Source organism: Allocoprococcus similis (assembly GCF_054660775.1).
In genome coordinates, this window is record NZ_BAAHSG010000012.1 from 23,530 (window position 1) to 50,413 (window position 26,884).

Consider the following 26,884-nt stretch of genomic DNA (forward strand, 5'->3'; position numbering starts at 1 on the left):
GCTGAAAATATGCCATTACCAAAAGAACATATTTACACAACAAAAGATATTTATGAACTTCCGGAAGGACAGCGCGCTGAGCTGATAGATGGGACGATTTATGATATGGCACCGCCAAGCAGATTGCATCAGAAAATATCTACAAGATTAGCAAGTATCATTGATAGATATATTTCAGATAATAATGGAAAATGTGAAGTATATGCAGCTCCATTTGCAGTTTTTTTGAATGAAGATGACAGAAATTATGTTGAACCGGATGTGTCAGTTATTTGTGATCCGAATAAGTTAGATGATAAGGGATGCAACGGTGCACCTGATTGGATTATTGAAATTGTATCGCCAAGTAGTCAGCGCATGGATTATATGACAAAGTTGTTTAAATATCGTACAGCTGGTGTAAGGGAATATTGGATTGTTGATCCGACGCAAGAAAGAGCTCAGGTTTATTCATTTGGAATACCGGAAGATTTTATGCAGTATTCATTCGATGAAGAAATACCAGTGGGAATTTATCCAGGCTTTAGGTTAAATATAGCAGAGTTATTGAAGTAGAAGAGAGACGATTAAGGATGTTGGAAATTATATGTCACATACACAAGTAAATGTCAATGAAGAGACAAAAGGTGAAAGAAATGCTATACAGAAGCAAGAAGCTTTTTCAAAATAAAGAACACCAATTTGAGGAGAGAGCGAAATGCTCTCTCCTCATTTATTATAAACTCTGCATTTAACAATATCGGTCTCTCTTTTTCTGCAACTGGTTTTCCAATGGAACGATGTTTACATATTCGGCATGATTCTCTTCGATGCATGTTCTGACGGCATCAATGTCATCCGGATGGATCAGAAGCGCCATCCCGCAGGCTGCTTTGCCGTCAGTGTCACGTGGGGCAGGTGCGATCCGGTTAGGAAGACCCTGCTTATCCAGAAGCTCATGGAGCATCATGCCCTGTGTGTGATTGTCAAAGAGAATATAATAGCGGATATGTTTATTTTTTTCTTCCATTTTACTGATTCAGCATCTCCACAAATGCTCCGATTCTTGTACGAAGCTGTTCAGCATCTTTATCGGTGTAATCTGTTTCCAGAGAGAGTACCGGAATATTTTTCGCCTTCAGTGCTTCAGAAACTGCAAGCTTTTCTGTGTCGTATAGGCAGCAGAACATCAGACTGCAGTCGATGACGCCGTCTACCTGATATTCGTCTACCATACGGAGAATGTCGTCGATACGTCCGGTATTTGGTGTGAAGCATGCGCAGTTTGTCTTCATGTAACGTTTGGACAGATTCATGAACTGTTCATCCAGTGTTTCGCCGGATTCGTCTACAAGATTTTCAAAATATCTTGTTCCTGTACACATTTCTTCACAGACAACAGCAGCGCCACTTGTCTCGATGATGTTATGTAATTTCCAGTTCGGAACTGCAAGCGGTGTTCCCGTGATCAGGATACGTTTTGTACCTTCCGGTACAACGGATACACCATCTTTGATACGCTGTTCCAGTTCGTCAGCCAGACGGTTACACATCTGGGCACAGCGTACCGGATCATCGAAGAAAGAAATCTGGGTCATGAGCAGAGCATCTCGTCCGGAAATTGGCAGACATTTTGATTTTCTGCAGTCATAAACTCTCTGAAGAGCTTTACGCTTCTCATTGCAGATCCTGATCGCTTCTGCAAGCTTTTCTGGTGTAATTTCGTTTCCGGTGAATTCTTCTACAATCTTTGCAAAATCTGTAATTTCTTCTTTCCATTTGATAATATCTTTCTCACGCTTCATCTGTGGAACGTCCATAATATGCATTGGAACGTCTTTTCCGAGAATCTCGTAAGCTTTCTTTTTGCCATCGCAGGTAGTTTCCCCGACATACATATCTGCGATACGGAAGAATGGGCAGGTGCGTCCAAGTCTTGCTCCTACAGAAGCTTTTACAAGTGGACAGACATTTTTCGGAAGGACTTTTTCGCCGTCCGGAACCCAGAACTGTGATCCACCGCAAAGTCCTGTTACGATACCATTTGCAGCGATAATTACTTCATCCGGTACATATACGCAGAAGGTTCCGAATACCTTACGTCCCTTTTTCTGTTCCTCAATGAGTTCAGCCGGGCGGATACCGTGAACTTCAGCAATAACCATATCCCAGAAATCCATTGCTTTCGGACGGTTCTCCTGTGTCATAAATACATCCCCAACTGCCGTCGGAAGAACCTGGCAGAGATTGTCATGATTCTTGACATCCATTCCAAGGTTTTCCCACATTTTTACATAATCAGCCATTTCCATTTCCTCCTTTTATACAATGACGATTTGTTAGTATCCATATATTTTGTCGCTAACCATATAAAATATTGTACAAAATGACGAATGAGTTAGTCAATGCATATGGAGAAATGTATAAAATAACTATAAGTGGGACGATATATAGAAAAAACGAATTATTGAAATACGTTTTACGTATAACCATTCAAATGTGGAATGTTGAAGATATAAAATCCTTATGATATACTGAAACAACAGATTAACGTATAGAATAGGAATTGAAGAAAACAAATTTATTAAAAATTTAAATATAAAGACTGAGGTGGAAGAGTATGCTGAAGACCGAAAGATTAATACTGAGAAAATGGACAGAGGAAGATGCGGAAAGTCTGTTTGAATATGCAAAAGATCCGGAGATCGGACCTGCTGCAGGATGGCCGCCGCATAAGAGTGTGGAGGAAAGCAGAGCTGTCATCAAAAATGTATTTGATGGAGCAGAGTGCTACGCAATCTGTGAAAAGGAAAATAATATTGCGATAGGTGCTGTGGAACTGAAACTGAATGGATACACGAATAAAACAAAGCGTGACGATGAGTGCGAGCTTGGATATTGGCTTGGACAGCCATTCTGGGGAAGAGGCTATATGCCGGAAGCTTCCAGAGAGTTATTGAGACATGGATTTGAAGATCTTGGCATGACAACAATCTGGTGCGCTTATTATGATGGCAATCTGAAATCAAAAAGAGTGCAGGAAAAGCTGGGATTTGTTTATCATCATACCTGTAATGAAGTCCCTGTGCCGCTTTTACATGAGGTGCGGGTCGATCATACGAATGTTATGACAAAAGAGCATTGGGAAGAAATCTACAGGTAATGGTCTGGAAAGCAGGAAGTAAGGGGGAGATATGCTGACGGAAAAAGAGAAAATCTGTAAAAAAACTGAAAAAAGTATTGACATTTGTAGAAAATAATAGTAGAATGAACAAGTCGCATAAATGTGATGAGGGATCATAGCTCAGCTGGGAGAGCATCTGCCTTACAAGCAGAGGGTCATAGGTTCGAGCCCTATTGGTCCCACTACAACATAAGTTGTAAATTTCATATGGCGGGATAGCTCAGTTGGCTAGAGCACGCGGTTCATACCCGCGGTGTCGCTGGTTCAAATCCAGTTCCCGCTACTAAAGAAGGAGTCCTTGTGTGGGGCTTCTTTTTTTACATAGCAGAAAGTTTTACATTATCTAACGTCTTAAAGCTTCTACATATACAATAACGAACATCCCCACACATCGCCCCCACAACCAATAACCTTGAACGCCAGTTTCATGAAGACTGGCGTTACAGCCTTATTCGTCAATAACTTTTATCTATTCCCTCATGCCATTATTTTCCTTGCACCCTACCACAAAATGAATTATCCTAAAATAGAACACAAACTGCGAAAACAGGAGGATATAGACTATGGCAAAAATCGATCATGCAGCAATCAGAACGGCATCTTATGAGGACGCACAGAAATTTTTTGAAGATGTATTTGAAATGCATATGTGGAGAGAAATCGGTGAAAAGCCGGGAAGAAAATGCTGGTACGAAGAAGGAATCCAGCTCTGCGAAATGGAAGAGATCAATACAGAAGGAGAAAATGGATACGACCATATTTCGATTGCGGTAGATTCTGTAGAAGAGACGATGGAAAAGATCAAAGCTTATCCGGTAAAAGCAATCAATGACCACTGGTTTTCGTTGCCGAATGGAACGAAAATAGAATTAAAACTTCTGGAAAACTGGAAAGTAAATAAGTAAGATCCGGAAGAGATTATTTTCGGGCAGGTGAAGTGATAGGCGAAAGATCAGTGAAGAAGAACTAAAAAAGATAGAGTACGTTTATAAGAAAGAAGATTCTTTAAGACGTATTCTATCTTTTTGCTTATGCCTTTAATAAGGTGTCAATCAGCCGGGATGCTTCACTGCGCGTGATCGTATCCGGATTCCATTCCGGTGCTTTTTTCTTCTGGCTGCACAGTCTCTGCAAAAGTGCGACCTGTTTTGCTGTGGCAGGCTGCACTTTTTTTACTTTGTATGTAAGCTGCTGTGGCTTGAAAAGAGAAGGATCCTCATTTTCGAAATAGTGTGCCAGTGTCTGATACAGTTTTGCTGTGGCAAGCGCATCATAGTAGGCGCGGTGCGCAGCTTTATTTTCAATCTGGTAGTATTCACACAGACTGGAGAGACTTTTGGATGGAAGTGATTTTAAGGTGCGCTGGGCGATTTTAAATGTGTCGATTCCAAATTTTTCAAAAGTAAGTCCTAAATTGGAAGCACCTGATTTCATGAAGCTGTAATCAAAGCCGACATTGTGACCGATCAGGACATCATCCTCACAGAATTCAAGAAAATCACTGATCACAGCATTGGCAGATCTGGCATTTGCAACCATTTCATTCGTAATGCCGGTGAGATTCGTGATCATCGGGGAAATCTCTTCCTGCGGATGAATGAATTCCATAAAACGTTCGGCAACCTTTCCGTCACGGACTTTCAGTGCTCCGATTTCAATAATTTCATTATATAGCGGGTCAAGCCCGGTTGTTTCCAGGTCAAAACAGACATAGGATTTTAGCATTTCAAAACCTCCGTTTCTGAAATCCTATTTTAACAGATGCGAGGAGAAAGTGCCAGAGTTTTCTTGATACAACCCTCCTCAGATGGTAAGATACTGGTATATTTGCCTGTGTAAAAGAATTTTGACATGCAAAAATGCCACCTGTAAAAGATGTTTGATAGACTTTTGGTGCGCTATATGGAATGATGTCCGTGAAAGGAGGAGCTAAGGATTATGGAAATAGGGAAGAAACTAAAAAATGCACGGATGGAAGCCGGACTTACCCAGGAGAAGGCGGCAGAGAAAACAGGTGTTTCCAGGCAGACCATTTCCAATTGGGAAAATGAAAAATCGTATCCGGATATCATCAGTGTCATTGCGCTTAGTGATCTTTATTCCGTAAGTCTTGATGAGCTGTTGAAAGGAGATCAGAAGATGACAGAACATCTGGCAGAGAGTACTGACGTTGTAAAAAGCAACAAAAAACTGACTGGAGCAATTATTTTAAATATTGTACTGATGATACTGTTGATTGCGCTGAATATGCTGTTGCCGGAAGGGACCTATTATCTGGTAATTGTATTTTGCGTGGTGATCATGAGCTCATCGGCATTGCTTTATCAGATTATCAAACGGATTTAGGAGACAGATAATTATGGAATGGAATCAAATGGCAGCAGTAGCAAGCGGAGCAATCGCTTTGGTGGGCGCAATCTGCACCGCATGGCAGATTTATCAGATGACGGTATTGGATGCAAAAGCAAGAGGCTTAAAGCACCCGAAGTTCTGGGGATTTTGGGCGATGAATGGAAATAATTCAAGTGGACTGATTCTTTATCTGATCGGAAGGAGAAACTATCCGGTTCAGAATATGAGCATCGAAGATCAGGAAAAGATTGAAACAAGAAAAAAGGCAGCAGGAGCTGCGCTTGTGTTTCTGGCACTTGGAGCGATTGGATTTGTGATCAATGTGATGAGAATTCATATTTAAGAAAGCATGTGAAGAGCGGTATAGATTGTGATATGCCCCTTTCAGGCAACAAGTTTTATTGTTTCACTTGTCTGCCTGCGAGGGAGCATATCGGTGATCTATACCGCTTTTTTCAGTTCTTTTTGCATATCGATAATTTTTTCATAGATCGCATTAGCAAGTGCAGCGTGACCGGCCGCGTCCAGATGCTCCCGGTCTGTCGCGCTCGGAGTGGCAAATGCGGAGGCATCCAGAAATGCTGCATGATGCAGAAGTGCTACTTTGTGATATTCTTCAGCAAGCTTTTTTGAAACTTCTACAGATTTCTCATCAAATTCCGGATCAAAACCAGGTTCGCCAACACCTTCGCCCAGATGGATCGGTGAAATGACGAGAAGGTCAAACGGCTGGGAAGCATTTTTCCGGGCTTTCTGAATGACCTGTGCAAGTCCTTTGGCAATGGTTCCGGCGGAAGCGTTGTATCTGGATTTGCAGTCGTTGGTCCCAAGCATAAGGATAAGGAGAACGATGGGATTATGCATTTCCATAGTGATGCCGATCAGATCAAGTCCACGACGTCCCTCACGAAGATCATCCTGAAATACAGTGGTTCTTCCACAAAGACCTTCCTCAATCACGCGGTGGTCAGCGCCCAGTTTCTTCTGAAGCAGAGCGGTCCATCGGGTGTCGGTGTCAAATCTGCCGGTTCCGTCCGGTTTGTAGCCATATGTGTTTGAATCGCCAAAGCATAAGATGTTCATTTTGTGTCACTCCTTTTATAAACCTACTAAATTGATATGTTATATATGATAAATGGGATTGCTGGAAAAGTCAAGAGGTAAAATTGTATTGGAAAGGTTTTGAAATTTACCTGGATTTTAATTTACATTTGTATACAGCAAAGATATACTAATGGGTGGAGGAGAAAAATTATGGAGAATAAAAGAGAAGTTTTGGTTAAACTTTTTCTGTCTACATTATATCTGAGTGCATTTACATTTGGCGGCGGTTATGTGATCGTCACGCTGATGAAGAAAAAGTTTGTGGATGATTATCATTGGATTGAAGAAAATGAAATGCTGGATCTGGTGGCAATCGCACAGTCAGCACCGGGACCGATTGCGGTAAATGGGGCAATCGTGGTTGGGTATAAGCTTGCCGGTCTTGCAGGAACACTGGTTGCAATTATTGGAACGATTATTCCACCGTTTGTGATCATTTCTGTGATCTCTGCTTTTTATAATGCATTTCGGGATAATTATCTGGTGAGTCAGATGCTGGAAGGGATGCAGGCAGGTGTCGGAGCTGTGATTGCCTCGGTAACTTATGAAATGGGATGCGGAATCATAAAAAAGAAAGATAATGTGGCAACGATTGTTATGATTGCAGCATTTATAGCAGCCTGTGTTTTAGGAATCAATGTGATTTATATAGTGGTTGCAAGTGGGATTTTTGGTATAATCCGGACATTTTGGAACAGACGGAGGAAAAGAGTATGATTTATATACAATTATTTTTAAGCTTTTTTCAAATCAGTCTGTTCAGCTTTGGCGGTGGATATGCGGCACTTCCACTGATCCAGGGGCAGGTCGTAAATGTGCATCACTGGCTTAGCATGACGGAATTTACGGATCTGATCACCATTTCCCAGATGACACCGGGACCGATTGCGATCAATGCAGCAACTTTTGTCGGGATGAAACTGACCGGAATGCCGGGAGCGGTTGTGGCTACACTTGGATATATCACACCATCTTGCATTATCGTGACAATCATTGCAAAATTGTATTTAAAATACCGGGAAATGGATATGCTGCAGGGAATACTTGGAGGAATCAGACCGGCGGTGGTCGCACTGATCGGTTCGGCGGGGATTTCCATTTTACAGACAGCGTTCTGGGGATCTTACGGGAAAATGGTGATATCTGGTACCAACTGGCTGATGGTTGGGATATTTGTGGTATGTGTGATCTTGCTCAGGAAGGTGAAGATGAATCCAATCTGGGTGATGGTGCTGGCCGGGGTGATGAAAGTTGGCGTGGAGATGGTTTGGAAGATGTAAATCTGGTATGATTGTAGTGAAAGGTTGGGTGAACAGTGATGGAGATTATTTGTTTTCATAATCCAGATGAAGAAAATGGATATTTAGGAAATTGGTATTTATCAGAGTTTGAAGTGGATGGAATTAAATTTTCATCAATGGAACAATTCATGATGTATCGGAAAGCACTTTGTTTTCAGGATGTCGAGACAGCATATAAAATATTGGGTACAGATGATGTGGCAAAAATTAAAAAATTAGGACGGGAAGTTCGTGGATACAATGAAAATGTTTGGAATGGAGTAAGACAGATTATTGTTTACGAAGGACTTAAGGCAAAATTTTCTCAAAATGAAGAATTGAAAGAGAAACTGAGTGCTACAGAAGATGCGGTACTTGCAGAATGTGCGGTAAAAGATCAGATATGGGGAATTGGTCTATCCATGAAAGATGAAAACAGATTTGATCTGGATAAGTGGAGAGGTCAGAATTTACTTGGATATGCTTTGATGATGGTGAGAGAACAATTTCATCGGTAAGTGTGATGAAATGTAAAACATTAAGAGTGTCACAAAATTTAATGCCGAAAGGGAGTGGTTTTGATGAGTGAACAGAAAAGAAAAATTGGTTTTACTATTGCATGTGTAAATGAATTTGCCCATAAATATCAGATAAGTAGCAAAGAGGCATTTCAGTATCTTTTCAAGTTTAAAGGAATTGCTTTTATCAAAGAAAATTATGATGTGGAACATACGCTGGACTTTGAAACAATATTAGAAGATTTGGGAATTTTATGCAAAAAAAATGGAGGTACATTATGAGATTGTATCATGGGAGCAATATAGCGATTGATAATATAAATCTGGCAATGTGCAGACCATACAAGGATTTTGGACAGGGATTTTATCTGACAGATATTGAAAAACAGGCTGAAAAAATGGCAATAAGAGTAGCAAGAATTTATGGGGAAAAGCCGATTGTAAATATATATGAAATAGATGATGATTTCAAAGATTTCAAAGATCTTAAAATTAAAGATTTCGGGATACAAACAACAGAAGAATGGGCAAGATTTGTAATGAATAATAGGAGCAGAGTATTTACTGATATCAAAAATGTTTTGTGTAATAAAGACAATAAATACGATATTGTTATAGGACCTGTTGCAGATGATAATATGGCTTTAATGTTCCGGCAATATGAGAATGAAATTATAGATTTTGAGACATTGGTAAAAGGAATGATTTATAAAGAAACTTCTTCACAATATTCTTTTCATACAGAAAAAAGTGTGAAACTTTTGCGAAAGGTGATGAGTAAAGATGTGTAAAAAGGATCTGTTAATGGAATATTTGATACAGGATATTGTTGATATGATTAGTACCGATCAAAAAATAGAATATGATGAAGCGATGAATAAATTTTACAATTCAGAGGTCTTCGAAAAACTTACAGATAAAGAAACGGGATTGTATTTGGAAAGCCCGGACTATGTGTACGATTTATTTAAAGATGAAATGAATTTTGGACATATTGTTCAAGCTGAAATTTAACTATGTTTTAACGGACTTTTCTCGCCCAAATCATTGCGGGTTAGTCAAAGATATGGTATATTTAAAGTATATTTTTGTCAAAATGTACAAAAATAAGAACAAATTATAGTAGGGAGTGGTCAAGATGTATCAGGAAGAGTACAAACGTTGGCTGGAAGCAGATCTGGAAGATGCCGATCTGAGTCCGGAATTAGCGAGAATTGAAGGAAATGACGAAGAGATAAAAGATCGTTTCGCTGTAGCTCTGAAGTTTGGAACAGCCGGACTTCGTGGAGTTCTCGGAGCAGGAACGAATCGTATGAATATTTATGTAGTACGTCAGGCAACACAGGGACTGGCGAACTGGGTTAAGACACAGGGTGGCACACAGACTGTAGCGATCAGCTACGACAGCCGTCTGAAGAGTGATGTATTTGCAAAGACAGCAGCAGGTGTTCTGGCAGCAAACGGAATCAATGTCAGAATCTATGACGCGCTGATGCCGGTACCGGCACTTTCATTTGCAACACGTTATTATAACTGCAATGCAGGTGTTATGGTAACTGCATCCCACAACCCGGCAAAATACAATGGTTACAAAGCATATGGACCGGACGGATGCCAGATGACAGATGATGCAGCAGCAATCGTATATGCTGAGATCCAGAAGACAGATGTCCTCACAGGTGCAAAATACATATCCTTCGCAGAAGGTGTAGAAAAAGGACTGATCCGCTTTGTAGGAGATGACTGCAAGAAGGCACTTTATGAAGCAATCGAATCCCGTCAGGTAAGACCGGGACTTTGCAAGACAGCAGGACTGAAGCTGGTATACAGCCCACTCAATGGTTCAGGACTTGTTCCGGTAACACAGGTATTAAAAGACATCGGAATCACAGATATCACAATCGTTCCGGAACAGGAATATCCGAATGGATACTTCACAACCTGCAGCTATCCGAACCCGGAAATCTTTGCAGCTCTGGAGCTTGGACTTAACCTTGCAAAAGAGACAGACGCAGATCTGATGCTTGCAACAGACCCGGATGCAGACCGTGTAGGTATCGCAATGAAGTGCCCGGATGGTTCTTATGAACTGGTAAGCGGTAACGAAGTAGGTGTTCTGCTTCTCGATTACATCTGCGCAGGACGTATTGAAAAAGGAACCATGCCTGAAAAAGCAGTTGCAGTAAAATCTATCGTATCTACCCCGCTTGCGGATGCAGTAGCAGAGCATTACGGTGTAGAACTCAGAAGCGTACTTACCGGATTCAAGTGGATCGGTGACCAGATCGCACAGCTTGAAGAATCCGGAGAAGTAGACCGTTTCATCTTCGGATTTGAAGAGAGCTACGGATACCTTGCAGGACCATATGTACGTGACAAAGATGCTGTTATCGGATCTATGCTGATCTGTGAAATGGCAGCTTACTACAGAAGCATTGGAAGCTCACTGAAGCAGAGACTGGAAGAAATCTACGCGCAGTACGGACGTTATCTGAACAAAGTAGACAGTTTTGAATTCCCGGGACTTAGCGGAATGGACAAGATGGCAGGCATCATGGAAAATCTTCGTAAGAATCCACTCACAGAAGTAGCCGGAATCAAAGTTGCATCTGTTACAGATTACACCAAACCGGAAGAAACCGGACTTCCTTCTGCTAATGTACTGATCTACAAACTGGAAGATGGCGAGACTGTTATTGTTCGTCCTTCAGGAACAGAGCCGAAGATTAAGATCTATTACACAACACTTGGAAAAGATCTGGAAGAAGCACAGGCAAAGAAAGACAAATTCGCAGAAGCATTAAAGCCGATCATGGCATAGCGGTCAAAAGCTGATTTTGGAGAATGAGTCTGATCTGAATTTGTAGAGAATCAGACTTGACAGAAAAGAACCTGCCCGATATAATAATTTTTATCGATAAGGGAGTAGTTGGCGCGATGACGTAGCTTTGTCAACATACTGACAGCAATGGCTGTCTGGCATAGCTTTAAATAATGAGACTTATTCGTAGTATTTTTATGCTGCGAATAAGTCTTTTTTTGTGTATACGATGAGCCAAGTGCAGGCAAAGCACTGCCGCAGACAATTATTTTCACATTGGATAAGATGATTAGCTTTAAAAAGGAGAAAAATTATGGGTTTAATTGAATTGTTTTTGATTGCAGTAGGGCTGTCCATGGATGCATTTGCAGTTTCTGTCTGTAAAGGACTTGCTATGCCGAAGTGCACTTTCAAAAAGGCGGTTATTGTTGGCTTATGGTTTGGCGGATTTCAGGCATTGATGCCGGCAATTGGTTATATTTTAGGAGCGCAGTTCCAGGAAGCCATTGCTTCTATAGACCACTGGATCGCATTTGTATTACTTGCGCTGATTGGTGGAAATATGATTCGTGAAGCATTGGGTGATGACGAAGAGGAAGCTGATGCAAGTCTGGATGTGAAGACCATGTTCCTTCTCGCAGTAGCAACCAGTATTGATGCACTCGCTATAGGAATTACCTTTGCATTTCTTAAGGTAAATATCATTCCGGCGGTCTGTTTTATCGGAAGCGTGACCTTCATCATTTCCTTTGCCGGAGTAAAGATTGGTAACGTCTTTGGAGCCCGCTATAAGAACAAAGCCGAAATCGTCGGTGGGGTCATCCTTATTCTTCTTGGTCTGAAGATTTTGTTAGAGCATCTTGGCTTTTTAGGATAAAAATAAATACGAAACTATGATCCTGCTGTTCCTCTTTCACATAAAGAACACAATTATCTGCTATTCTGGTGTATAATTAGAAATAAAGTGATAAAAAGGAGCCCGTGAGAGTTATGGATAAACTGAAAATTCTTGTAGTAGATGATGAAAGCCGTATGCGCAAACTGGTGCGCGATTTCCTGGAAAGAGAAGGATATGCTGTACTCGAAGCAGGAGACGGTATGGAAGCAATGGACATTTTTTATGAGGAAAAAGATATTGCGCTGATCATCCTGGATGTCATGATGCCGCATATGGATGGCTGGCAGACCTGCCGTGAGATCCGTAAAGAATCCAAGGTTCCGATCATTATGCTGACCGCAAGAAGTGAAGAGAGGGACGAGCTTCAGGGATTTGAACTCGGTGTGGATGAGTACATTTCCAAACCGTTCAGCCCGAAGATCCTGGTTGCAAGAGTTACTGCGATTTTGCGCAGAACCAATGCGCTTGCTTCAGATGATCTGCTTCATGCGGACGGAATCGAGATTGATAAAGCAGCACATATGGTGAAGATCGATGGAAAGCCGATCGAACTCAGTTACAAAGAGTTTGAACTTCTGACTTATTTTGTGGAGAATCAGGGGATCGCTTTATCGAGAGAGAAGATTCTTAACAATGTATGGAATTACGATTATTTCGGGGATGCCAGAACCATTGATACCCATGTAAAGAAGCTGAGAAGTAAACTTGGTGATAAAGGAGATTATATCAAGACTATCTGGGGGATGGGGTATAAATTCGAGGTACAGTCATGAAACATTCAATAAAAAGACAGATGCTGACCGTTTTTGTAGGTTTGATTCTGTTTATGATCGTTGTATTTATGATCGTCAACGGAAGCTTTCTGGAGAAATATTATATTTCCAATAAGAAATCAGAATTTATAAAGGTTTATACAATGGTGCAGGAAGGTGTGGAGAACGGGACAATCAGTTCTGAGACACCGGAAAAAGACCTGGGAAGACTTACAGAGAAAAATAATATTTCCATTGCAGTCATCGATTCAGAATACAATGTGGTTTATACTAATGTAAGAGAAAAACAGATGATGGTCGTACAGCTTTTCGGATATCTGTACGATAAGAATCATCAGGAGGTTCTGGAAAAAACAGACAGTTATGATATCTGCAAGTCTGTTGATCCGCAAAACAATACAGAGTATCTGACTATGTGGGGAAACTTTGACAATGGTGATATTTTTATCATGCGAAGCCCACTGGAGAGTATTCGTTCGGCAGTCACGATTTTTAACAGATTTATCGGAGTCGTCGGCGGATGTGTGATTCTTGTGAGTGTATTGCTTGCGTGGTATTTCTCAAAAAGGATCACGGAGCCGATCAAGGAGCTTGCAACACTTTCACAGAAGATGGCCGATCTGGATTTTGATGCAAAATATACCAGTGGCGGAAGCAACGAAATCGGTGTACTGGGAGAGAACTTTAATCGGATGTCAGAGAGGCTTGAGCAGACGATTTCCAATCTGAAAGAAGCCAACTATAAATTGCAGAAAGACATCGAGCAGAAAGAAAAACGAGAAAATATGCGAAGCGAATTCCTGGGGAATGTTTCCCATGAACTGAAGACGCCGATTGCCCTGATCCAGGGATATGCAGAAGGTCTGAAAGAAGGCGTCAATGATGATCCGGAGAGCCGGGAATTCTACTGTGAAGTCATTATGGACGAGGCAGGCAAGATGAACCGTATGGTGAAGAATCTGCTTGCCCTGAACCAGCTGGAATTTGGCGAGGATGATGTACAGTTTGAACGGTTTGATATTACTTCATTGATTTCGGGTGTCCTGCAGAGTCTGGATATTCTGATCGAGCAGAAGGAAGCGCAGGTGATTTTCCGACACAAGAACCCGATTTATGTCTGGGCAGATGAGTTTAAGGTTGAGCAGGTTGTCCGGAACTATGTCAATAATGCCCTGAACCATGTTGATGGTGAGAAGGTGATCGAGATCAAGATCACCCAGGAAAATGATGTGGCAAAAATTACCGTATTCAATACCGGAACGCCGATTCCGGAGGAAGATCTGCCACATATCTGGGAGAAATTCTATAAGGTCGATAAGGCAAGAACCAGAGAATACGGTGGAAATGGTATCGGGCTTTCCATTGTGAAAGCGATCATGGACTCCTTTGGAAAAGGATACGGTGCGATCAATCATACCAATGGGGTTGAGTTCTGGTTTGAACTGGACATGAAATAAACGCGAATCTTGCAATTCACACTGTAACGTGGTACATTATAAAAGAGCTGATTGCTGACTGACACAGGGAAGAAGATTGTGCAATGAGCGGCAAAAGCTCTTTTGAATAACTAAAAGAATATAAAATCGTGAGGGTATGCGGATGATAGCGATTATTGATTATGATGCAGGAAACATTAAAAGTGTAGAAAAAGCGTTAAAATATCTCGGTGAGGATGCGGTTATCACAAGGGACAGAGAAGAAATACTTTCTGCCGATAAAGTGATCCTTCCGGGAGTCGGCGCATTTGGCGATGCCATGTATAATCTGAAAAAATATAGACTGGATGAAGTGCTTCGTGAAGTAGCAAAGAGACAGATCCCGCTTCTTGGAATCTGTCTTGGGCTTCAGCTTTTGTTTGAAAGAAGTGACGAGACGCCAGGTGTGGAAGGCCTTGGTATTCTAAAAGGAGAGATCCTTAGAATTCCGGACTGTCCGGGCCTTAAGATCCCGCATATGGGATGGAATTCACTGAAACTCCAGAACAATGGTCGGCTGTTTGAGAATCTTCCGGAAGAGCCGTATGTATATTTTGTTCATTCCTACTATTTAAAAGCAGCAGATGAAAGTATTGTAAAAGCGACAACCGAGTACAGCACACATATTCATGCTTCGGTTGAACAGGGGAATGTATTTGCCTGCCAGTTCCATCCGGAAAAGAGCAGTGATACAGGACTTCAGATACTGAAAAATTTTGTAGAATTGTAGGAGGGCAGGCAGTGTTTACAAAGAGAATTATCCCATGCCTTGATGTGAAGAACGGACGGGTTGTAAAAGGTGTGAATTTTGTGGATCTCAAAGATGCAGGAGATCCGGTTGAGATTGCGAAGGCTTATGATAAGGCAGGTGCGGATGAACTGGTATTTCTGGATATCACGGCATCTTCGGACGACAGAAGCACGGTGGTTGACATGGTGCGTAAAGTTGCGGAGTGTGTGTTTATTCCATTTACGGTAGGTGGTGGAATCCGGACCGTTGACGATTTTAAGGCATTGCTCCGGGAAGGTGCGGACAAGATTTCCATCAATTCTTCTGCGATCAACCGACCGGAACTGATCCGGGAAGCAGCAGAGAAGTTTGGAAGCCAGTGCGTGGTTGTCGCGATTGATGCGAAAAGAAGGGCAGACGGCAGCGGTTGGAATATTTATAAAAATGGCGGACGCATTGATATGGGGATTGATGCGGTCGAGTGGGCGAAGAAAGTAGAAGCGCTTGGTGCAGGAGAGATTCTTTTGACCAGTATGGACTGTGACGGCACGAAGGCCGGATACGATCTGGAGCTGACAAGGACGATCGCGGAAAATGTATCAATTCCAGTGATCGCATCTGGAGGAGCAGGTAATCTGGAGCATTTCTACGAAGCACTTGGTGAAGAGGGAAAGGCAGACGCGGCGCTTGCGGCATCCCTGTTCCACTATAAAGAGCTGGAGATCAGAGAAGTAAAAGAATATTTGAGAGAAAAAGGCGTATCGGTACGTCTGTAGAGAAAAGGTGGGGAATATGGCAGCAATTAACAATGACTGGCTGGATGTACTGAAAGGTGAATTTTCCAAGCCATACTATAAGAAACTGTTTGAGACAGTGAATCAGGAATACCGGACACACCGGGTATATCCTCCGGCAGATGACATTTTCAATGCATTTCATCTGACACCGCTTAAGGATGTCAAGGTTGTGATCCTCGGTCAGGATCCATATCATGGAGATGGACAGGCAGAGGGCTTAAGCTTTTCTGTAAAACCAGGGGTTGATATTCCACCGTCACTGGTGAATATTTATCAGGAACTGCATGATGATCTGGGATGTACGATCCCAAGCCATGGCAATCTGGTGAAATGGGCGAAGCAGGGAGTACTTCTTCTCAACACGGTTCTTACGGTAAGAGCGCATCAGGCTAATTCACATCGTGGAATTGGCTGGGAAGAATTTACAGATGCAGCAATCCGTGTACTTAATACTCAGGACAGACCAATCGTATTTATCCTGTGGGGAAGACCGGCACAGATGAAAAAGAGAATGCTGACCAATCCGAACCATCTGATCCTGGAAGCACCGCATCCGAGTCCGCTTTCTGCGTATCGTGGATTTTTCGGAAGCAAACCGTTCAGCCAGACCAATAAATTCCTTGAGGCGCATGGTGTAGAGCCGATTGACTGGCAGATTGATGAACTGTAAAGAATAAAAATAGAGATTTCGGGCAGACTGTGAAGATTTATTTGCAGTCTGTTTGTTTCTGTTCACTCCCGTGTCAATCACTACGCTGATTGGCACGGAGGATGCACTTTTATCCTGAATGGCATCTCGCCCATCGCCAAAGGCGATTTAAAATGGCGAGATGCGTTGCTGGTCACAGGTACTGTGAACAGTAACGTCTGTTTTTACTTTGCATGCCGGAATCAATGGAAACAGTTGACCGTAAAGAGATCATTTGGCATAATAGATATATGAATACTTGTTCATATGAAAGGGGTAACTATGAAAAAGACAGAAGTAGAATGTTGTGATACATTTTGTATACACGAAGAACTTGTACATAAGGCAGAGGGGCATATACCGGATGAAGAAGTTTTGAAGGACCTTGCTGATTTTTTTAAGGTATTTGCGGATACTACACGGATCCGGATCTTATGTGTTCTTTTTCAGTCTGAGATGTGTGTTTGTGATCTGGCGGAAGTTCTTGGAATGACGCAGTCCGCGATTTCCCATCAGCTCCGGTTGCTCAAGCAGATGAAGCTTGTGAAGAACAGGCGGGAAGGAAAAACGGTGTTCTATTCCCTTGCTGATGATCATATCCAGACCATCATGAACCAGGGAATGGAACATATTCTGGAATAACAGACGATATATCAATATAGAAGGAAGGAAACGATAACAGTGACAGCAGGAAGAAAGAAAAAGGTAATCATAGGGATCCTTGTGGCACTTTGTATGACAGTAACGGGATGCGCCGGTTCCGTAAAAAAAGGAACGAAGTATCTGGAAGAAAAAGACTATAAAAATGCAGAGGTGGAATTCCAGGATGCGGTAGACAAAAAGAAGAATCTGGGAGAGGCTTATCGCGGACTCGGACTCTGCTACTGGGAACAGAAAAAGTATGAAAAGGCAGAGAAGGCACTGGAAAAAGCACTGAAGAATGGAACGGAAGAGACGGCAACTCTTTATAATATTCTGGGAATCTGCGATCTGGAACTGGATAAACCGGAAAAAGCAGTTTATTATTTTGAAAATGGGCAGGAGCTTTCTGGCGCAGGAAAAGAGCTGCTAAAAGAAATGGCATATAATCTGGTAGTTGCCTATGAAAAAGCAGGGGATTACCAGACTGCAAAAAAGAAGCTGGAAAGTTATCTGAAAGCAAATCCGGATGACAAAAAAGCGCTGAAAGAGCAGGAATTTTTAAATACACAGATTTCGGAAGGAAATCAGCAGTAGAGCGGATCGGATGAGCAGAGCTGATGCGGGATGGAAAGAAATCTGGCAGGGGAGAATAATATGGCACTTTATGAAATAAAAGAAGAAAAGGAAAGGGTAATTCTGGTCGGTGTCAGTACGAGGGAGAATGATGACACGGAAGATTCTCTGGATGAGTTAAAGGATCTGGTGAAGACAGCAGGTGCGGAAGCGGTCGGACGGGTGATCCAGAAAAGAGAGCTTGTCCATCCGGGAACTTATGTCGGAAAAGGCAAGATTGAGGAGATCCGGGAACTTTTGTGGGAGCTTGACGCAACCGGGATCGTCTGTGATGATGAGCTGTCTCCGGCACAGATGAACAATCTGACGGATATTCTGGATGTGAAGGTAATGGACCGGACGATGGTCATTCTGGATATTTTTGCAGGACGGGCTTCTACAAGTGAAGGAAAGATCCAGGTAGAACTGGCACAGCTTAAGTACCGGCAGTCACAGCTTACCGGGGCAGGAAGGGCGATGTCACGTCTGGGAGGCGGAATCGGAACCAGAGGACCGGGAGAAAAGAAGCTGGAGATGGACCGGAGACTCATCAAGAACCGGATCGCACAGCTGAACCGTGAACTCAGGGAGGTGAAGAGACACCGGGAACTGACACGCGAACAGCGGACGAAGAACCGGATTCCTGTCGTGGCAATTGTCGGTTATACCAATGCCGGAAAGTCCACGCTTCTCAACACACTGACCGGAGCCGGTGTGCTGCAGGAGGATCAGCTTTTTGCAACTCTTGATCCGACGACAAGAAGCCGGAAGCTGCCAAGTGGACAGGAGATTCTTCTGACAGATACGGTAGGCTTTATTCGGAAGCTGCCTCATCATCTGATCGATGCATTTAAAAGTACGCTGGAAGAAGCGAAGTATGCGGATCTGATCCTGCATGTAGTCGATGCATCCAATCCACAGATGGACGAGCAGATGTATGTGGTGTATGAGACACTGCAGCGTCTGGAGGCAATGGACAAACCGGTGGTCACGGCATTTAACAAGATGGACAGGATCGGGGAGAGCCTGACGGTACGGGACTTTAAGGCAGACCGGATCGTACAGGTGTCTGCAAAGACCGGAGAAGGTCTGGAAGCACTTCTTCAGGCAATAGAAGAGATCCTGCGGGAGCAGAAAATTTATATCGAACGAGTTTATTCTTATCAGGAATCCGGGAAAATCCAGCTCATCCGGAAGTATGGAGAACTGCTGGAGGAAGAATACAAAGAAGATGGAATCCATGTATCTGCATACGTGCCGAAAGAGCTTGACGGGAGGGTATAACAGATGGCTTTACAGTTTATTTTTGGAAATCCCGGTTCGGGCAAGTCACATTATCTATATGAACATATCATTCGGGAATCGATGAAACATCCTGATACTAATTATATTATTCTGGTGCCGGAACAGTTCACGATGCAGACGCAGAAGGAACTGGTCCTGCGGCATCCGAGACATGGAATTATGAACATAGACGTGCTGAGCTTTGCACGTCTTGCTTTTCGTGTTCTGGAAGAAACAGGGAATGGAAGCAGGGAGATTCTGGATGATGAAGGAAAGAATCTGATCCTCAGGCGACTCGCGGGGAAAAAAGAAGATTCGCTAAAGGTTTTAAAAGGAAATATTAAAAAGCCAGGTTACATCAGTGAGGTGAAATCCGTTATTTCCGAGCTGACGCAGTACAATATTTCCCCGGATGGCATGGATGATATGATCACGGAGGCAGATGAGTCTTCGTATCTTGCCTGGAAATTGAAGGATATCCAGGTGATGTATCAGGCATTTGAAGAATATCTTGCAGATAAATATATTACAAAAGAAGAAATTCTGGATATTCTCAGCAGTGTGATGGACAAATCGAGAATGCTGAAAGACAGTGTGATCGCACTGGATGGATTTACCGGGTTTACGCCGCTTCAGAATAAGGTGCTGGGGGAAATGCTGCAGCATTGTCAGAAGGTGATGATTACTGTTACGATGGATAAGAGGGAAGATCCTTACGTGCTGAAAGACAAGTATCAGCTGTTTGCGCTGAGCAAGCAGATGGTGACGTCTCTTGTGAGGATTGCAGGGGAGAAAAAGGTGCTGGTCGAAGAGCCGGTCTGTCTGTACCAGGAACCGGTCTGGCGTTTTAGAAATGCACCGGCACTTGCATTTCTGGAGAAGGAACTGTTCCGTTACAGTGGCAGGACTTACAGGGAAAAGCAGTCAAATGTGCGGATTTATGCAGCGACAAATCCCAGGATGGAAGTAGAATGTGCTGCCCAGAGGATACGTTTTTTAATTCGTAAGAAAGAATATCGTTACCGGGAGATCGCGGTGATCGCAAGTGACATGAATCTCTATGCGGATGAGATCGAGAAGACCTTCCGGGAGTATGAGATTCCGGTTTTCATGGATTATAAGCGGAATGTACTTTTAAATTCTTTTGTGGAGTATATCCGGAGTCTTCTTGCGATGACAGAACAGAATTTTTCGGCAGAAAGTGTGTTTCGTTTCTTAAGAACGGATCTGACCGGATTTACCGGTGAGGAACTGGATCTTCTGGAAAATTATGTACTTGCTCTTGGCATCCGTGGCTACAAAAAATGGCAGGAAAAATGGATCCGCAGAGCGAAGGATACGACAGAGGAAGATTTGGAGGTACTGAATCATCTCCGGGTACGCTTTGTGGAAAAAACAGAAGATCTGGTGTTTGTCTTAAAGCAGCGTCAGAAGACAGTGCGGGATGTGACGCTTGCAATCTGTGAATTTCTGGAAAAAGAAGAAATCCAGAAGCAGGTAAAAGTATTGGAGAATCAATTTACAGAAGCAGGTGAGCTTGCACTTGCAAAAGAATATGCACAGATCTATCGTGTGGTGATGGAGCTGTTTGACAAGTTTGTAAGTCTTCTTGGAGATGAGCGGATTGCCCTCAAAGAGTACAGGGAGCTTCTGGACGCCGGAATGGAAGAGGCAAGGATCGGTGTGATTCCGCCAAGTCTGGATGAAGTGATGGCAGGAGATATTGAGCGAACGAGACTGAAAGATATCCGGGCGCTGATCCTTCTGGGAGTTAATGATTCTCTGATTCCGGGAAATGCATCCGCAGGTGGACTGATTTCAGACAGAGACCGGGAGCGTTTTGAAGAAAGAGGAATTGCGCTTGCACCGGGAACAAGAGAAAAAAGTTACATCCAGAAATTTTATCTTTATCTGCACATGACAAAGCCGACGGAAGAACTGATGCTGACCTACAGTAAAGTATCGGCCGATGGAAAGAGCAGGAGGGCGGCATATCTGATCGGGGATCTGAAGCGGATGTATACAAAGCTTCCTGTATTTAATATGGATCAGTATGGGATGGAGACGAAAGAAATGCTTCCACAGACCGGGATCGGGCCATTGATCGAAGGATTACAGAACCCGAAAAAGATGGAGGAAGGCAGCTGGCAGGAGCTGTACCGTTGGTATTGTGCGCAGGAGGACTGGAGCGAAAAGGTGCATGATCTGGCAAGAATCAGCAGATACCGCAGACCGGAGGACGATCTGACTTTGCAGACCGCGCGGAAGCTTTATGGAGACTGGGTACCGAGCATTTCAAGACTGGAGAAATTTGCTGCCTGTGCCTGTGCGCATTTTCTGACCTATGGACTTCGCCTTAAGGAGAGAGAGGTCTATGAATTTGCTGCTCTTGATTTTGGAAATATTTTTCATAAAGCACTGGAAAAATATGCCTGCCGGGTAGAACGGGAAAGTCTGGAATGGGCTGAGGTTACAAAGGAGCAGCAGGAACAGTTTGCTTCGGAAAGCGTGGACGAGAGCATCGTAGATTACAGCAATACCGTAATCTACAGCAGTGCACGGAATGCGTATATCGTGCCACGTATGAAACGTATGATGAACCGGACGGTCTGGGCGATGACAAAGCAGCTTCGGAAGGGAAGCTTTAAACCGGAGGGCTATGAGGTAAGCTTTGGAAGCGGAAAGATTGACAGGATCGATACCTGTGAGACGGAAGATCAGGTCTATGTGAAGATCCTGGATTATAAAACCGGGGCAAAGAGTTTTGATATGGCAGCTTTTTATCATGGTCTGCAGATGCAGCTGGTGGTGTATATGGAAGAAGCAGTCCGGCTGGAGGAAAGAAAGCATCCGGGTAAAAAGATCGTGCCGGCAGGCATTTTCTACTATCGGATGAAGGATCCGATCGTCGGGAAAGAGCTGGATGAAGAAAAACTGGAAGAGGCAATTTTAAAGGAGCTTCGGCTGGATGGAATCATCCGTCAGGAGGATGCAGTGATTCAGAGACTGGATGCGGATTTTTCGGGGAATTCGCTTGTGATTCCGGTCGGAAAGACGAAAAGCGGATATTCCAAAGCATCCAAAATGCTCCTACCGGAAGAGTTTGATGCAGTGCTGACTTATGCACAGAAAAGACGGACTGATCTGCAGGGGGCAATGTACCGCGGAAAGGCGGAGGCACTGCCGTATGAGATGGGTACGCAAAATGGCTGTACGTATTGCCCATACCGGGATATCTGCGGATTTGATGAGCAGATCGAAGGATATGAATACCGGAAGCTGGAGAAGCTTCCGAAGGAAATTGTAATGGAGAAAATTATGGCGAAGCTGGAAGAGGAGAAGCAGACATGGGAGTAAAATGGACCGAAGAACAGCAGCAGGTGATCGACCTGCGAGATCATAATATTCTGGTGTCAGCGGCCGCAGGTTCCGGGAAAACTGCCGTTCTGGTGGAGCGGATTATTGCGCGACTGACAAGGGATGCAAATCCGGTGGATGTCGACCATATGCTGATCGTGACCTACACTGAGGCGGCGGCAGCTGAGATGAAAGAAAGGATCGGTGCTGCGATTGAGAAGGAGCTGGAGGAGGATCCGTCAAGTGAACATCTGAAGCGGCAGTCTGCCTTGATCCATACAGCAAAGATTACAACGATCCACAGCTTCTGCCTGTCTGTGATCCGGGAGTATTTTCACACGATCGATCTGGACCCGGGCTTCCGTATCGCGGAAGAAGGAGAATTAAAGCTTTTGAAGCAGGACGTGATGAAAGAGCTTCTGGAAGCAAAATATGAAGAAGGAAACGAGGATTTCCTGCGTTTTGTGGAGACTTTTGCAACCGGAAGGGAGGACCTGCAGCTGGAAGAAATCATCAGCAGACTGTATGAATTTGCCGGAAGTTATCCGGACCCGGAGGAGTGGCTGGATGACTGTGCAAGGATGTACGAAGAGAGTGGGGAAAATGCCACCTATATCGAAAAGGTGATGGAGTATATCCGGAGAACAGTTGCGGATGTGCAGATGCTGATGGAAAAAGCGGATCAGATCTGCATGGACCCGGACGGACCGTATATGTATGGAGAAATGCTGGAAGCGGATCAGAAAGTTCTGAGAAAGCTTTTTACGGCAAAGAGCTATGAAGAAATGTATGAGGCATTGAAAGAAAAGCCGGCATGGAAAACTTTGTCCAGAAAGAAAGATGACGCAGTAGATCCGACAAAAAGAGAGCAGGTAAGAGCTTATCGGGATACCTGGAAGAAACTTACCGATGACATTCGAAACAATTATTTTTTCCAGCCGCCGTCTGAGATGGAAGCAGACCGGAAAATCTGCATTCCGGTCATGCATGAGCTGGTCAGTCTGGTAAAAGAATACCAGAGGGCACTTGCAGCTAAGAAGGCAGAAAAAAATCTGATCGATTTCCGGGATATGGAACAGTTTGCACTGCAGATCCTGACAAGAAAAGAAAACGGAAAAAGAGTGCCTTCTGAGGTGGCAAAAGAGTATCAGAATACCTTTGAAGAAGTAATGATCGATGAATATCAGGACAGTAACCTGATCCAGGAGGCGATCCTGACCAGTGTGTCCCGGATCAGCAGAGGGGAAAATAATCTCTTCATGGTAGGAGATGTGAAGCAGAGCATTTACCGTTTCCGCTTGTCAAGACCGGAGCTTTTCATGGAAAAATTCAATACCTACAGTTTGACGGACGGAGGAAACAGGCGGATCGATCTGCACAAAAATTTCCGAAGCCGGGCAGAAGTGCTGGATGCGGTAAACTTCATTTTCCGACAGATCATGACCGAGGAGCTTGGGAGGATCACATACGATGAGAATGCTGCACTTTATGTGGGAGCTTCTTACCCGGAATCCGAAAAGAATGAGACAGAAATCCTTCTTCTGGATACAAAAAGTGAGGAAGAGGATACCGGGCTTTCTGTGCGAAGCGGAAGCCAGACGGCAAAAGAGCTGGAAGTCCGTCTGATCGCACAAAGAATCGGAGAGCTGATGGAAAGTCAGCAGATTGTAGATAAAGAAACGGGAATGTTGCGACCGGTACGCTATCAGGATATTGTAATCCTGACAAGAAGTCCTGCAGGGTGGACAGATACTGTTACACGAATTTTGCAGGAGGAGGGAATACCGGTTCTGGCTGAATCTGCAGATGGGTATTTTGAAACTCTGGAAATTGGATGGATGATGGACTATCTGCGTGTACTTGACAATTTTCGGCAGGATATTCCACTCGTTGCAGTGCTGAAATCCCCGTTTGGAAAAATGACAAATGAAGAACTGGCACAGATCAGAGAATTGAATGCAGAAGTACCATTTTATCAGAATGTACTGGAAACAGCGGATCCGGAAAAAAAGACCGATCTTCCGGCGGGCATTCTGAAAAAGGTGCGCGATGTATTTGGATGGCTTTTTTATTTCCGGGAGCGGATACCGTACACGGCAATCCATGATCTTCTGTGGGAGATCGTGAAAAAGACAGGATACCGGGAGTATATCGCAGCAATGCCAGGCGGAAAAGGAAGACGCGCGAATCTGGATATGCTGATCACCAGGGCAAAGGCATTTGAGGCAACCAGCTATAAGGGACTGTATCATTTTGTCCGTTATATTGATCAGCTCAAGAAATATAATGTAGACTTTGGAGAAGCCGGGCTTTACGATGAGCAGACGGATGCAGTTCGTCTGATGAGTATCCATAAGAGTAAAGGACTGGAATTCCCGGTTGTGATCGTGGCCGGAATGGGAAAGAGGTTCAACATTCAGGATACCACGGCAAGCGTCGTGATCCATCCGGATCTGGGACTTGGAATCGATGCGATCGATCTGGAGCGGCGAACAAAATCTCCGACACTCTTAAAGAAAGTTATTCAAAATGAAATCGGTCTGGAAAATCTTGGTGAGGAGCTTCGTGTGCTTTATGTAGCACTTACGCGTGCGAAGGAAAAACTGATCCTTACCGGAACAGTTCCACATGCGGCAGACAAGCTGGAAGCCTGTCTGCTGGAACAGGAGAACAGTAAAAAAGAAACTTTGGACTTTACAAAACTTGCACATGCAACGTCTTATTATGACTGGATCCTTCCGGCAGCAGTGCGTAAAACAGAAGAAGTTCCGATCGAATTAAAAGTGATTGGTGTTGATACACTTGTAGAAGGTGAAGTGGATAAGGAAGCAGCAGACTATCTGGAAAAAGAGGTGTTCCTTGAAAAAATAGAGGCAGAAGAACATCCGATGGCTGTGACGGATGAACGTTTTCGGGCAAAAATCGAGGAAGCATTTTCCTACAGATATCCGTATCAGGGCGAAGAACAGATGAAAATGAAGTACACCGTGTCAGAACTGAAAAAATATGCGGCAGCTTCGGAAGAAGAGGATGGAGAAATGCTGATTCCGGAAGAGGAGATTGTTCCAATCGTTCCGAATTTTATGAAAGAGGAAGAAGAGGTAAAAGGAGCAACAAAAGGAACAGCATATCATAAAGTAATGGAGCTTCTTGACTTTATGAAAATATATACGATGGATTTACTGCGGGAAACCATAGAAGATCTGAAAAATGAAGGTTACCTGGATGCGGAAACAGCCAGATGTATTCAAAAAAAAGAAATTATAGAGTTTCTTAATACGAATGTGGGAAAAAGAATGCAAAATGCAGCCAGGGCAAAAACACTTTACCGTGAGCAGCCGTTTGTTCTCGGTGTAGATGCAAAAGAATTTTATCCGGATCAGAAAAAGGGTGAAATGGTATTGATCCAGGGAATTATTGATGCTTACTTTGAAGAAGACGGAGAAATTATCGTACTTGATTACAAAACCGACCGTGTACAGACCGAGGCTGAATTAAAAGACCGATACCAGGAACAGCTACGCCTTTACACCAAAGCTCTCGAACAGATCACCCGGAAAAAAGTAAAAGAACAGATCATCTACTCCTTCACCCTTTGCAAAGAAATCCACCTGGAGGACTACAAAAATGATTAAAATAATACTCCTGGCATACCTGCTATTGATCAACATCATCACCTACTTCACCTACGCCGCCGATAAAACCAAAGCCCGCCAAAACAAATGGCGAATCCCCGAACGCACCCTCATCCTCCTGGCCCTTCTGGGCGGCTCCCCCGCCGCCCTCCTCGCCATGAAACACTACCACCACAAAACCCGCCACCTGAAATTCAAATTAGGAATCCCTATTATTCTAATCATTCAAATGATAATCATCTTTTTTCTTTACCCAAATATTTAAAATATTTGATCCCCCAGCACAGTCGCCTCACAGGCGCTGTGCGTCCCCTTTATCCAAAACATAATACAAAACGAAACTCTCTCACCCAGGGACGCTGCGCCCCTTTATACAAACTTCCCTCCCCCAAATTTTGCAGTCGTCCCGTCCCCCTTTCACAATCCCTCAAATTTCGCCACAGCATTAGCCCTGGCAGCCCGCCCAAGCGGATGGCTGGGCATTCGATAACCTTGAGCGGCTTGCAGATAGAAATAAAGTCCACCACTTCCCTTGAGGGGCAATGGAGATGAGACTCAAACATTGTGGAAGCCATTGCTGACACAATGTTCGCATTCAGAGGCTCATCGGAATGCTTTCGCCCCGTGGGAAGCGGTGGACTTTATTTCTATCCGCAAGCTGTCACAACCTCCCTTCCTCCCACCCATCCGTCCCCCACCCATTTCTTTAGGAAATCTTCAGAAAGTCTTATACAATATTATATTGACTCACTATA

The 26,884-nt window shown here is 43.6% G+C and carries 28 protein-coding genes and 2 tRNA genes; 26 read left to right on the forward strand and 4 right to left on the reverse strand.

Annotation, left to right across the window (positions count from 1 at the left end):
• Positions 1-9: 9 nt before the first annotated feature.
• The gene (locus ACYQ5K_RS06955) at positions 10-555 is read left to right on the forward strand and encodes a Uma2 family endonuclease (RefSeq protein WP_195230296.1); all 546 of its coding nucleotides are present in this window, start codon (positions 10-12) and stop codon (positions 553-555) included.
• A gap of 175 nt (positions 556-730) precedes the next feature.
• On the opposite strand, the gene ACYQ5K_RS06960 is transcribed toward ACYQ5K_RS06955, so the two are convergent.
• Positions 731-1,009 (reverse strand): DUF3343 domain-containing protein, encoded by a 279-nt coding sequence (locus ACYQ5K_RS06960; protein ID WP_055156326.1) that lies wholly within the window; start codon positions 1,007-1,009, stop codon positions 731-733.
• Between the two features lies 1 nt (position 1,010).
• The gene (locus tag ACYQ5K_RS06965) at positions 1,011-2,285 is read right to left on the reverse strand and encodes a double-cubane-cluster-containing anaerobic reductase (RefSeq protein ID WP_195230297.1); all 1,275 of its coding nucleotides are present in this window, start codon (positions 2,283-2,285) and stop codon (positions 1,011-1,013) included.
• Between the two features lie 314 nt (positions 2,286-2,599).
• Here ACYQ5K_RS06965 and ACYQ5K_RS06970 point away from each other — a divergent pair, with 314 nt between their 5' ends.
• From ACYQ5K_RS06970 to ACYQ5K_RS06985, 4 genes are all read left to right on the forward strand, one after another.
• On the forward strand, positions 2,600-3,142 hold the full coding sequence (locus tag ACYQ5K_RS06970) for a GNAT family N-acetyltransferase (RefSeq protein ID WP_173687380.1): 543 nt from the start codon (positions 2,600-2,602) through the stop codon (positions 3,140-3,142).
• 130 nt (positions 3,143-3,272) lie between these two features.
• Positions 3,273-3,345 (forward strand) — tRNA-Val (locus ACYQ5K_RS06975).
• 27 nt (positions 3,346-3,372) lie between these two features.
• Positions 3,373-3,446: transfer RNA gene (locus tag ACYQ5K_RS06980), tRNA-Met, on the forward strand.
• A 280-nt stretch (positions 3,447-3,726) separates the two neighbouring features.
• Positions 3,727-4,068, forward strand: coding sequence for a VOC family protein (locus ACYQ5K_RS06985; protein ID WP_173687381.1), 342 nt, complete (start codon positions 3,727-3,729; stop codon positions 4,066-4,068).
• A 124-nt stretch (positions 4,069-4,192) separates the two neighbouring features.
• On the opposite strand, the gene ACYQ5K_RS06990 is transcribed toward ACYQ5K_RS06985, so the two are convergent.
• The gene (locus ACYQ5K_RS06990) at positions 4,193-4,888 is read right to left on the reverse strand and encodes a 3'-5' exonuclease (protein WP_195230298.1); all 696 of its coding nucleotides are present in this window, start codon (positions 4,886-4,888) and stop codon (positions 4,193-4,195) included.
• A 213-nt stretch (positions 4,889-5,101) separates the two neighbouring features.
• Here ACYQ5K_RS06990 and ACYQ5K_RS06995 point away from each other — a divergent pair, with 213 nt between their 5' ends.
• Both ACYQ5K_RS06995 and ACYQ5K_RS07000 read left to right on the forward strand, forming a co-directional pair.
• Positions 5,102-5,509 (forward strand): helix-turn-helix domain-containing protein, encoded by a 408-nt coding sequence (locus ACYQ5K_RS06995; protein ID WP_195230299.1) that lies wholly within the window; start codon positions 5,102-5,104, stop codon positions 5,507-5,509.
• Between the two features lie 13 nt (positions 5,510-5,522).
• On the forward strand, positions 5,523-5,858 hold the full coding sequence (locus ACYQ5K_RS07000; protein WP_173687385.1) for a hypothetical protein: 336 nt from the start codon (positions 5,523-5,525) through the stop codon (positions 5,856-5,858).
• 98 nt (positions 5,859-5,956) lie between these two features.
• On the opposite strand, the gene ACYQ5K_RS07005 is transcribed toward ACYQ5K_RS07000, so the two are convergent.
• The gene (locus ACYQ5K_RS07005; protein ID WP_195231259.1) at positions 5,957-6,598 is read right to left on the reverse strand and encodes a GDSL-type esterase/lipase family protein; all 642 of its coding nucleotides are present in this window, start codon (positions 6,596-6,598) and stop codon (positions 5,957-5,959) included.
• A gap of 171 nt (positions 6,599-6,769) precedes the next feature.
• Here ACYQ5K_RS07005 and ACYQ5K_RS07010 point away from each other — a divergent pair, with 171 nt between their 5' ends.
• From ACYQ5K_RS07010 to ACYQ5K_RS07100, 19 genes are all read left to right on the forward strand, one after another.
• Positions 6,770-7,336 carry a chromate transporter gene (locus ACYQ5K_RS07010; RefSeq protein ID WP_195231258.1) on the forward strand — a complete coding sequence of 189 codons (567 nt, stop codon included), beginning with the start codon at positions 6,770-6,772 and terminating at the stop codon, positions 7,334-7,336.
• Positions 7,333-7,899 (forward strand): chromate transporter, encoded by a 567-nt coding sequence (locus tag ACYQ5K_RS07015; RefSeq protein ID WP_195231256.1) that lies wholly within the window; start codon positions 7,333-7,335, stop codon positions 7,897-7,899. The genes ACYQ5K_RS07010 and ACYQ5K_RS07015 overlap by 4 nt, the downstream gene beginning before the upstream one ends.
• Before the next feature lie 38 nt (positions 7,900-7,937).
• Positions 7,938-8,417, forward strand: coding sequence for an NADAR family protein (locus tag ACYQ5K_RS07020; protein WP_195231254.1), 480 nt, complete (start codon positions 7,938-7,940; stop codon positions 8,415-8,417).
• Positions 8,418-8,480: 63 nt separating this feature from the next.
• The gene (locus tag ACYQ5K_RS07025; protein ID WP_173687390.1) at positions 8,481-8,699 is read left to right on the forward strand and encodes a DUF3791 domain-containing protein; all 219 of its coding nucleotides are present in this window, start codon (positions 8,481-8,483) and stop codon (positions 8,697-8,699) included.
• Complete coding sequence (locus ACYQ5K_RS07030; RefSeq protein WP_459777407.1) at positions 8,696-9,208, forward strand: DUF3990 domain-containing protein; 513 nt, start codon at positions 8,696-8,698, stop codon at positions 9,206-9,208. The genes ACYQ5K_RS07025 and ACYQ5K_RS07030 overlap by 4 nt, the downstream gene beginning before the upstream one ends.
• A gap of 43 nt (positions 9,209-9,251) precedes the next feature.
• On the forward strand, positions 9,252-9,431 hold the full coding sequence (locus tag ACYQ5K_RS07035) for a hypothetical protein (protein ID WP_243259238.1): 180 nt from the start codon (positions 9,252-9,254) through the stop codon (positions 9,429-9,431).
• Between the two features lie 124 nt (positions 9,432-9,555).
• Positions 9,556-11,238 carry a phospho-sugar mutase gene (locus tag ACYQ5K_RS07040; RefSeq protein WP_459777408.1) on the forward strand — a complete coding sequence of 561 codons (1,683 nt, stop codon included), beginning with the start codon at positions 9,556-9,558 and terminating at the stop codon, positions 11,236-11,238.
• A 313-nt stretch (positions 11,239-11,551) separates the two neighbouring features.
• Entirely contained in the window at positions 11,552-12,115 is a 564-nt protein-coding gene (locus tag ACYQ5K_RS07045) for a manganese efflux pump MntP (RefSeq protein ID WP_195231252.1), read from the forward strand.
• A gap of 113 nt (positions 12,116-12,228) precedes the next feature.
• Positions 12,229-12,909, forward strand: a complete 681-nt coding sequence (locus ACYQ5K_RS07050; protein ID WP_022220129.1) for a response regulator transcription factor — start codon at positions 12,229-12,231, stop codon at positions 12,907-12,909.
• Positions 12,906-14,366 carry a HAMP domain-containing sensor histidine kinase gene (locus tag ACYQ5K_RS07055; protein WP_173687394.1) on the forward strand — a complete coding sequence of 487 codons (1,461 nt, stop codon included), beginning with the start codon at positions 12,906-12,908 and terminating at the stop codon, positions 14,364-14,366. Before ACYQ5K_RS07050 ends, ACYQ5K_RS07055 begins: the two co-directional genes overlap by 4 nt.
• 142 nt (positions 14,367-14,508) lie before the next feature.
• Entirely contained in the window at positions 14,509-15,114 is a 606-nt protein-coding gene (gene hisH, locus ACYQ5K_RS07060) for an imidazole glycerol phosphate synthase subunit HisH (RefSeq protein WP_173687395.1), read from the forward strand.
• 11 nt (positions 15,115-15,125) lie between these two features.
• A complete protein-coding gene (gene hisF / locus ACYQ5K_RS07065; protein ID WP_117823503.1) occupies positions 15,126-15,890 on the forward strand; it encodes an imidazole glycerol phosphate synthase subunit HisF in 765 nt (254 codons plus the stop codon).
• Between the two features lie 16 nt (positions 15,891-15,906).
• Positions 15,907-16,581, forward strand: a complete 675-nt coding sequence (locus ACYQ5K_RS07070; RefSeq protein WP_173687396.1) for a uracil-DNA glycosylase — start codon at positions 15,907-15,909, stop codon at positions 16,579-16,581.
• 300 nt (positions 16,582-16,881) lie between these two features.
• Positions 16,882-17,241, forward strand: coding sequence for an ArsR/SmtB family transcription factor (locus tag ACYQ5K_RS07075; RefSeq protein WP_173687397.1), 360 nt, complete (start codon positions 16,882-16,884; stop codon positions 17,239-17,241).
• A gap of 39 nt (positions 17,242-17,280) precedes the next feature.
• A complete protein-coding gene (locus ACYQ5K_RS07080; RefSeq protein WP_173687398.1) occupies positions 17,281-17,835 on the forward strand; it encodes a tetratricopeptide repeat protein in 555 nt (184 codons plus the stop codon).
• Between the two features lie 60 nt (positions 17,836-17,895).
• The gene (gene hflX, locus ACYQ5K_RS07085) at positions 17,896-19,137 is read left to right on the forward strand and encodes a GTPase HflX (RefSeq protein WP_022220997.1); all 1,242 of its coding nucleotides are present in this window, start codon (positions 17,896-17,898) and stop codon (positions 19,135-19,137) included.
• 3 nt (positions 19,138-19,140) lie between these two features.
• Positions 19,141-22,494, forward strand: a complete 3,354-nt coding sequence (addB, locus tag ACYQ5K_RS07090; RefSeq protein ID WP_173687399.1) for a helicase-exonuclease AddAB subunit AddB — start codon at positions 19,141-19,143, stop codon at positions 22,492-22,494.
• Positions 22,485-26,129, forward strand: coding sequence for a helicase-exonuclease AddAB subunit AddA (gene addA, locus ACYQ5K_RS07095; RefSeq protein WP_173687400.1), 3,645 nt, complete (start codon positions 22,485-22,487; stop codon positions 26,127-26,129). Before addB ends, addA begins: the two co-directional genes overlap by 10 nt.
• On the forward strand, positions 26,122-26,394 hold the full coding sequence (locus ACYQ5K_RS07100; protein WP_173687401.1) for a DUF1294 domain-containing protein: 273 nt from the start codon (positions 26,122-26,124) through the stop codon (positions 26,392-26,394). Before addA ends, ACYQ5K_RS07100 begins: the two co-directional genes overlap by 8 nt.
• Positions 26,395-26,884: the final 490 nt, after the last annotated feature.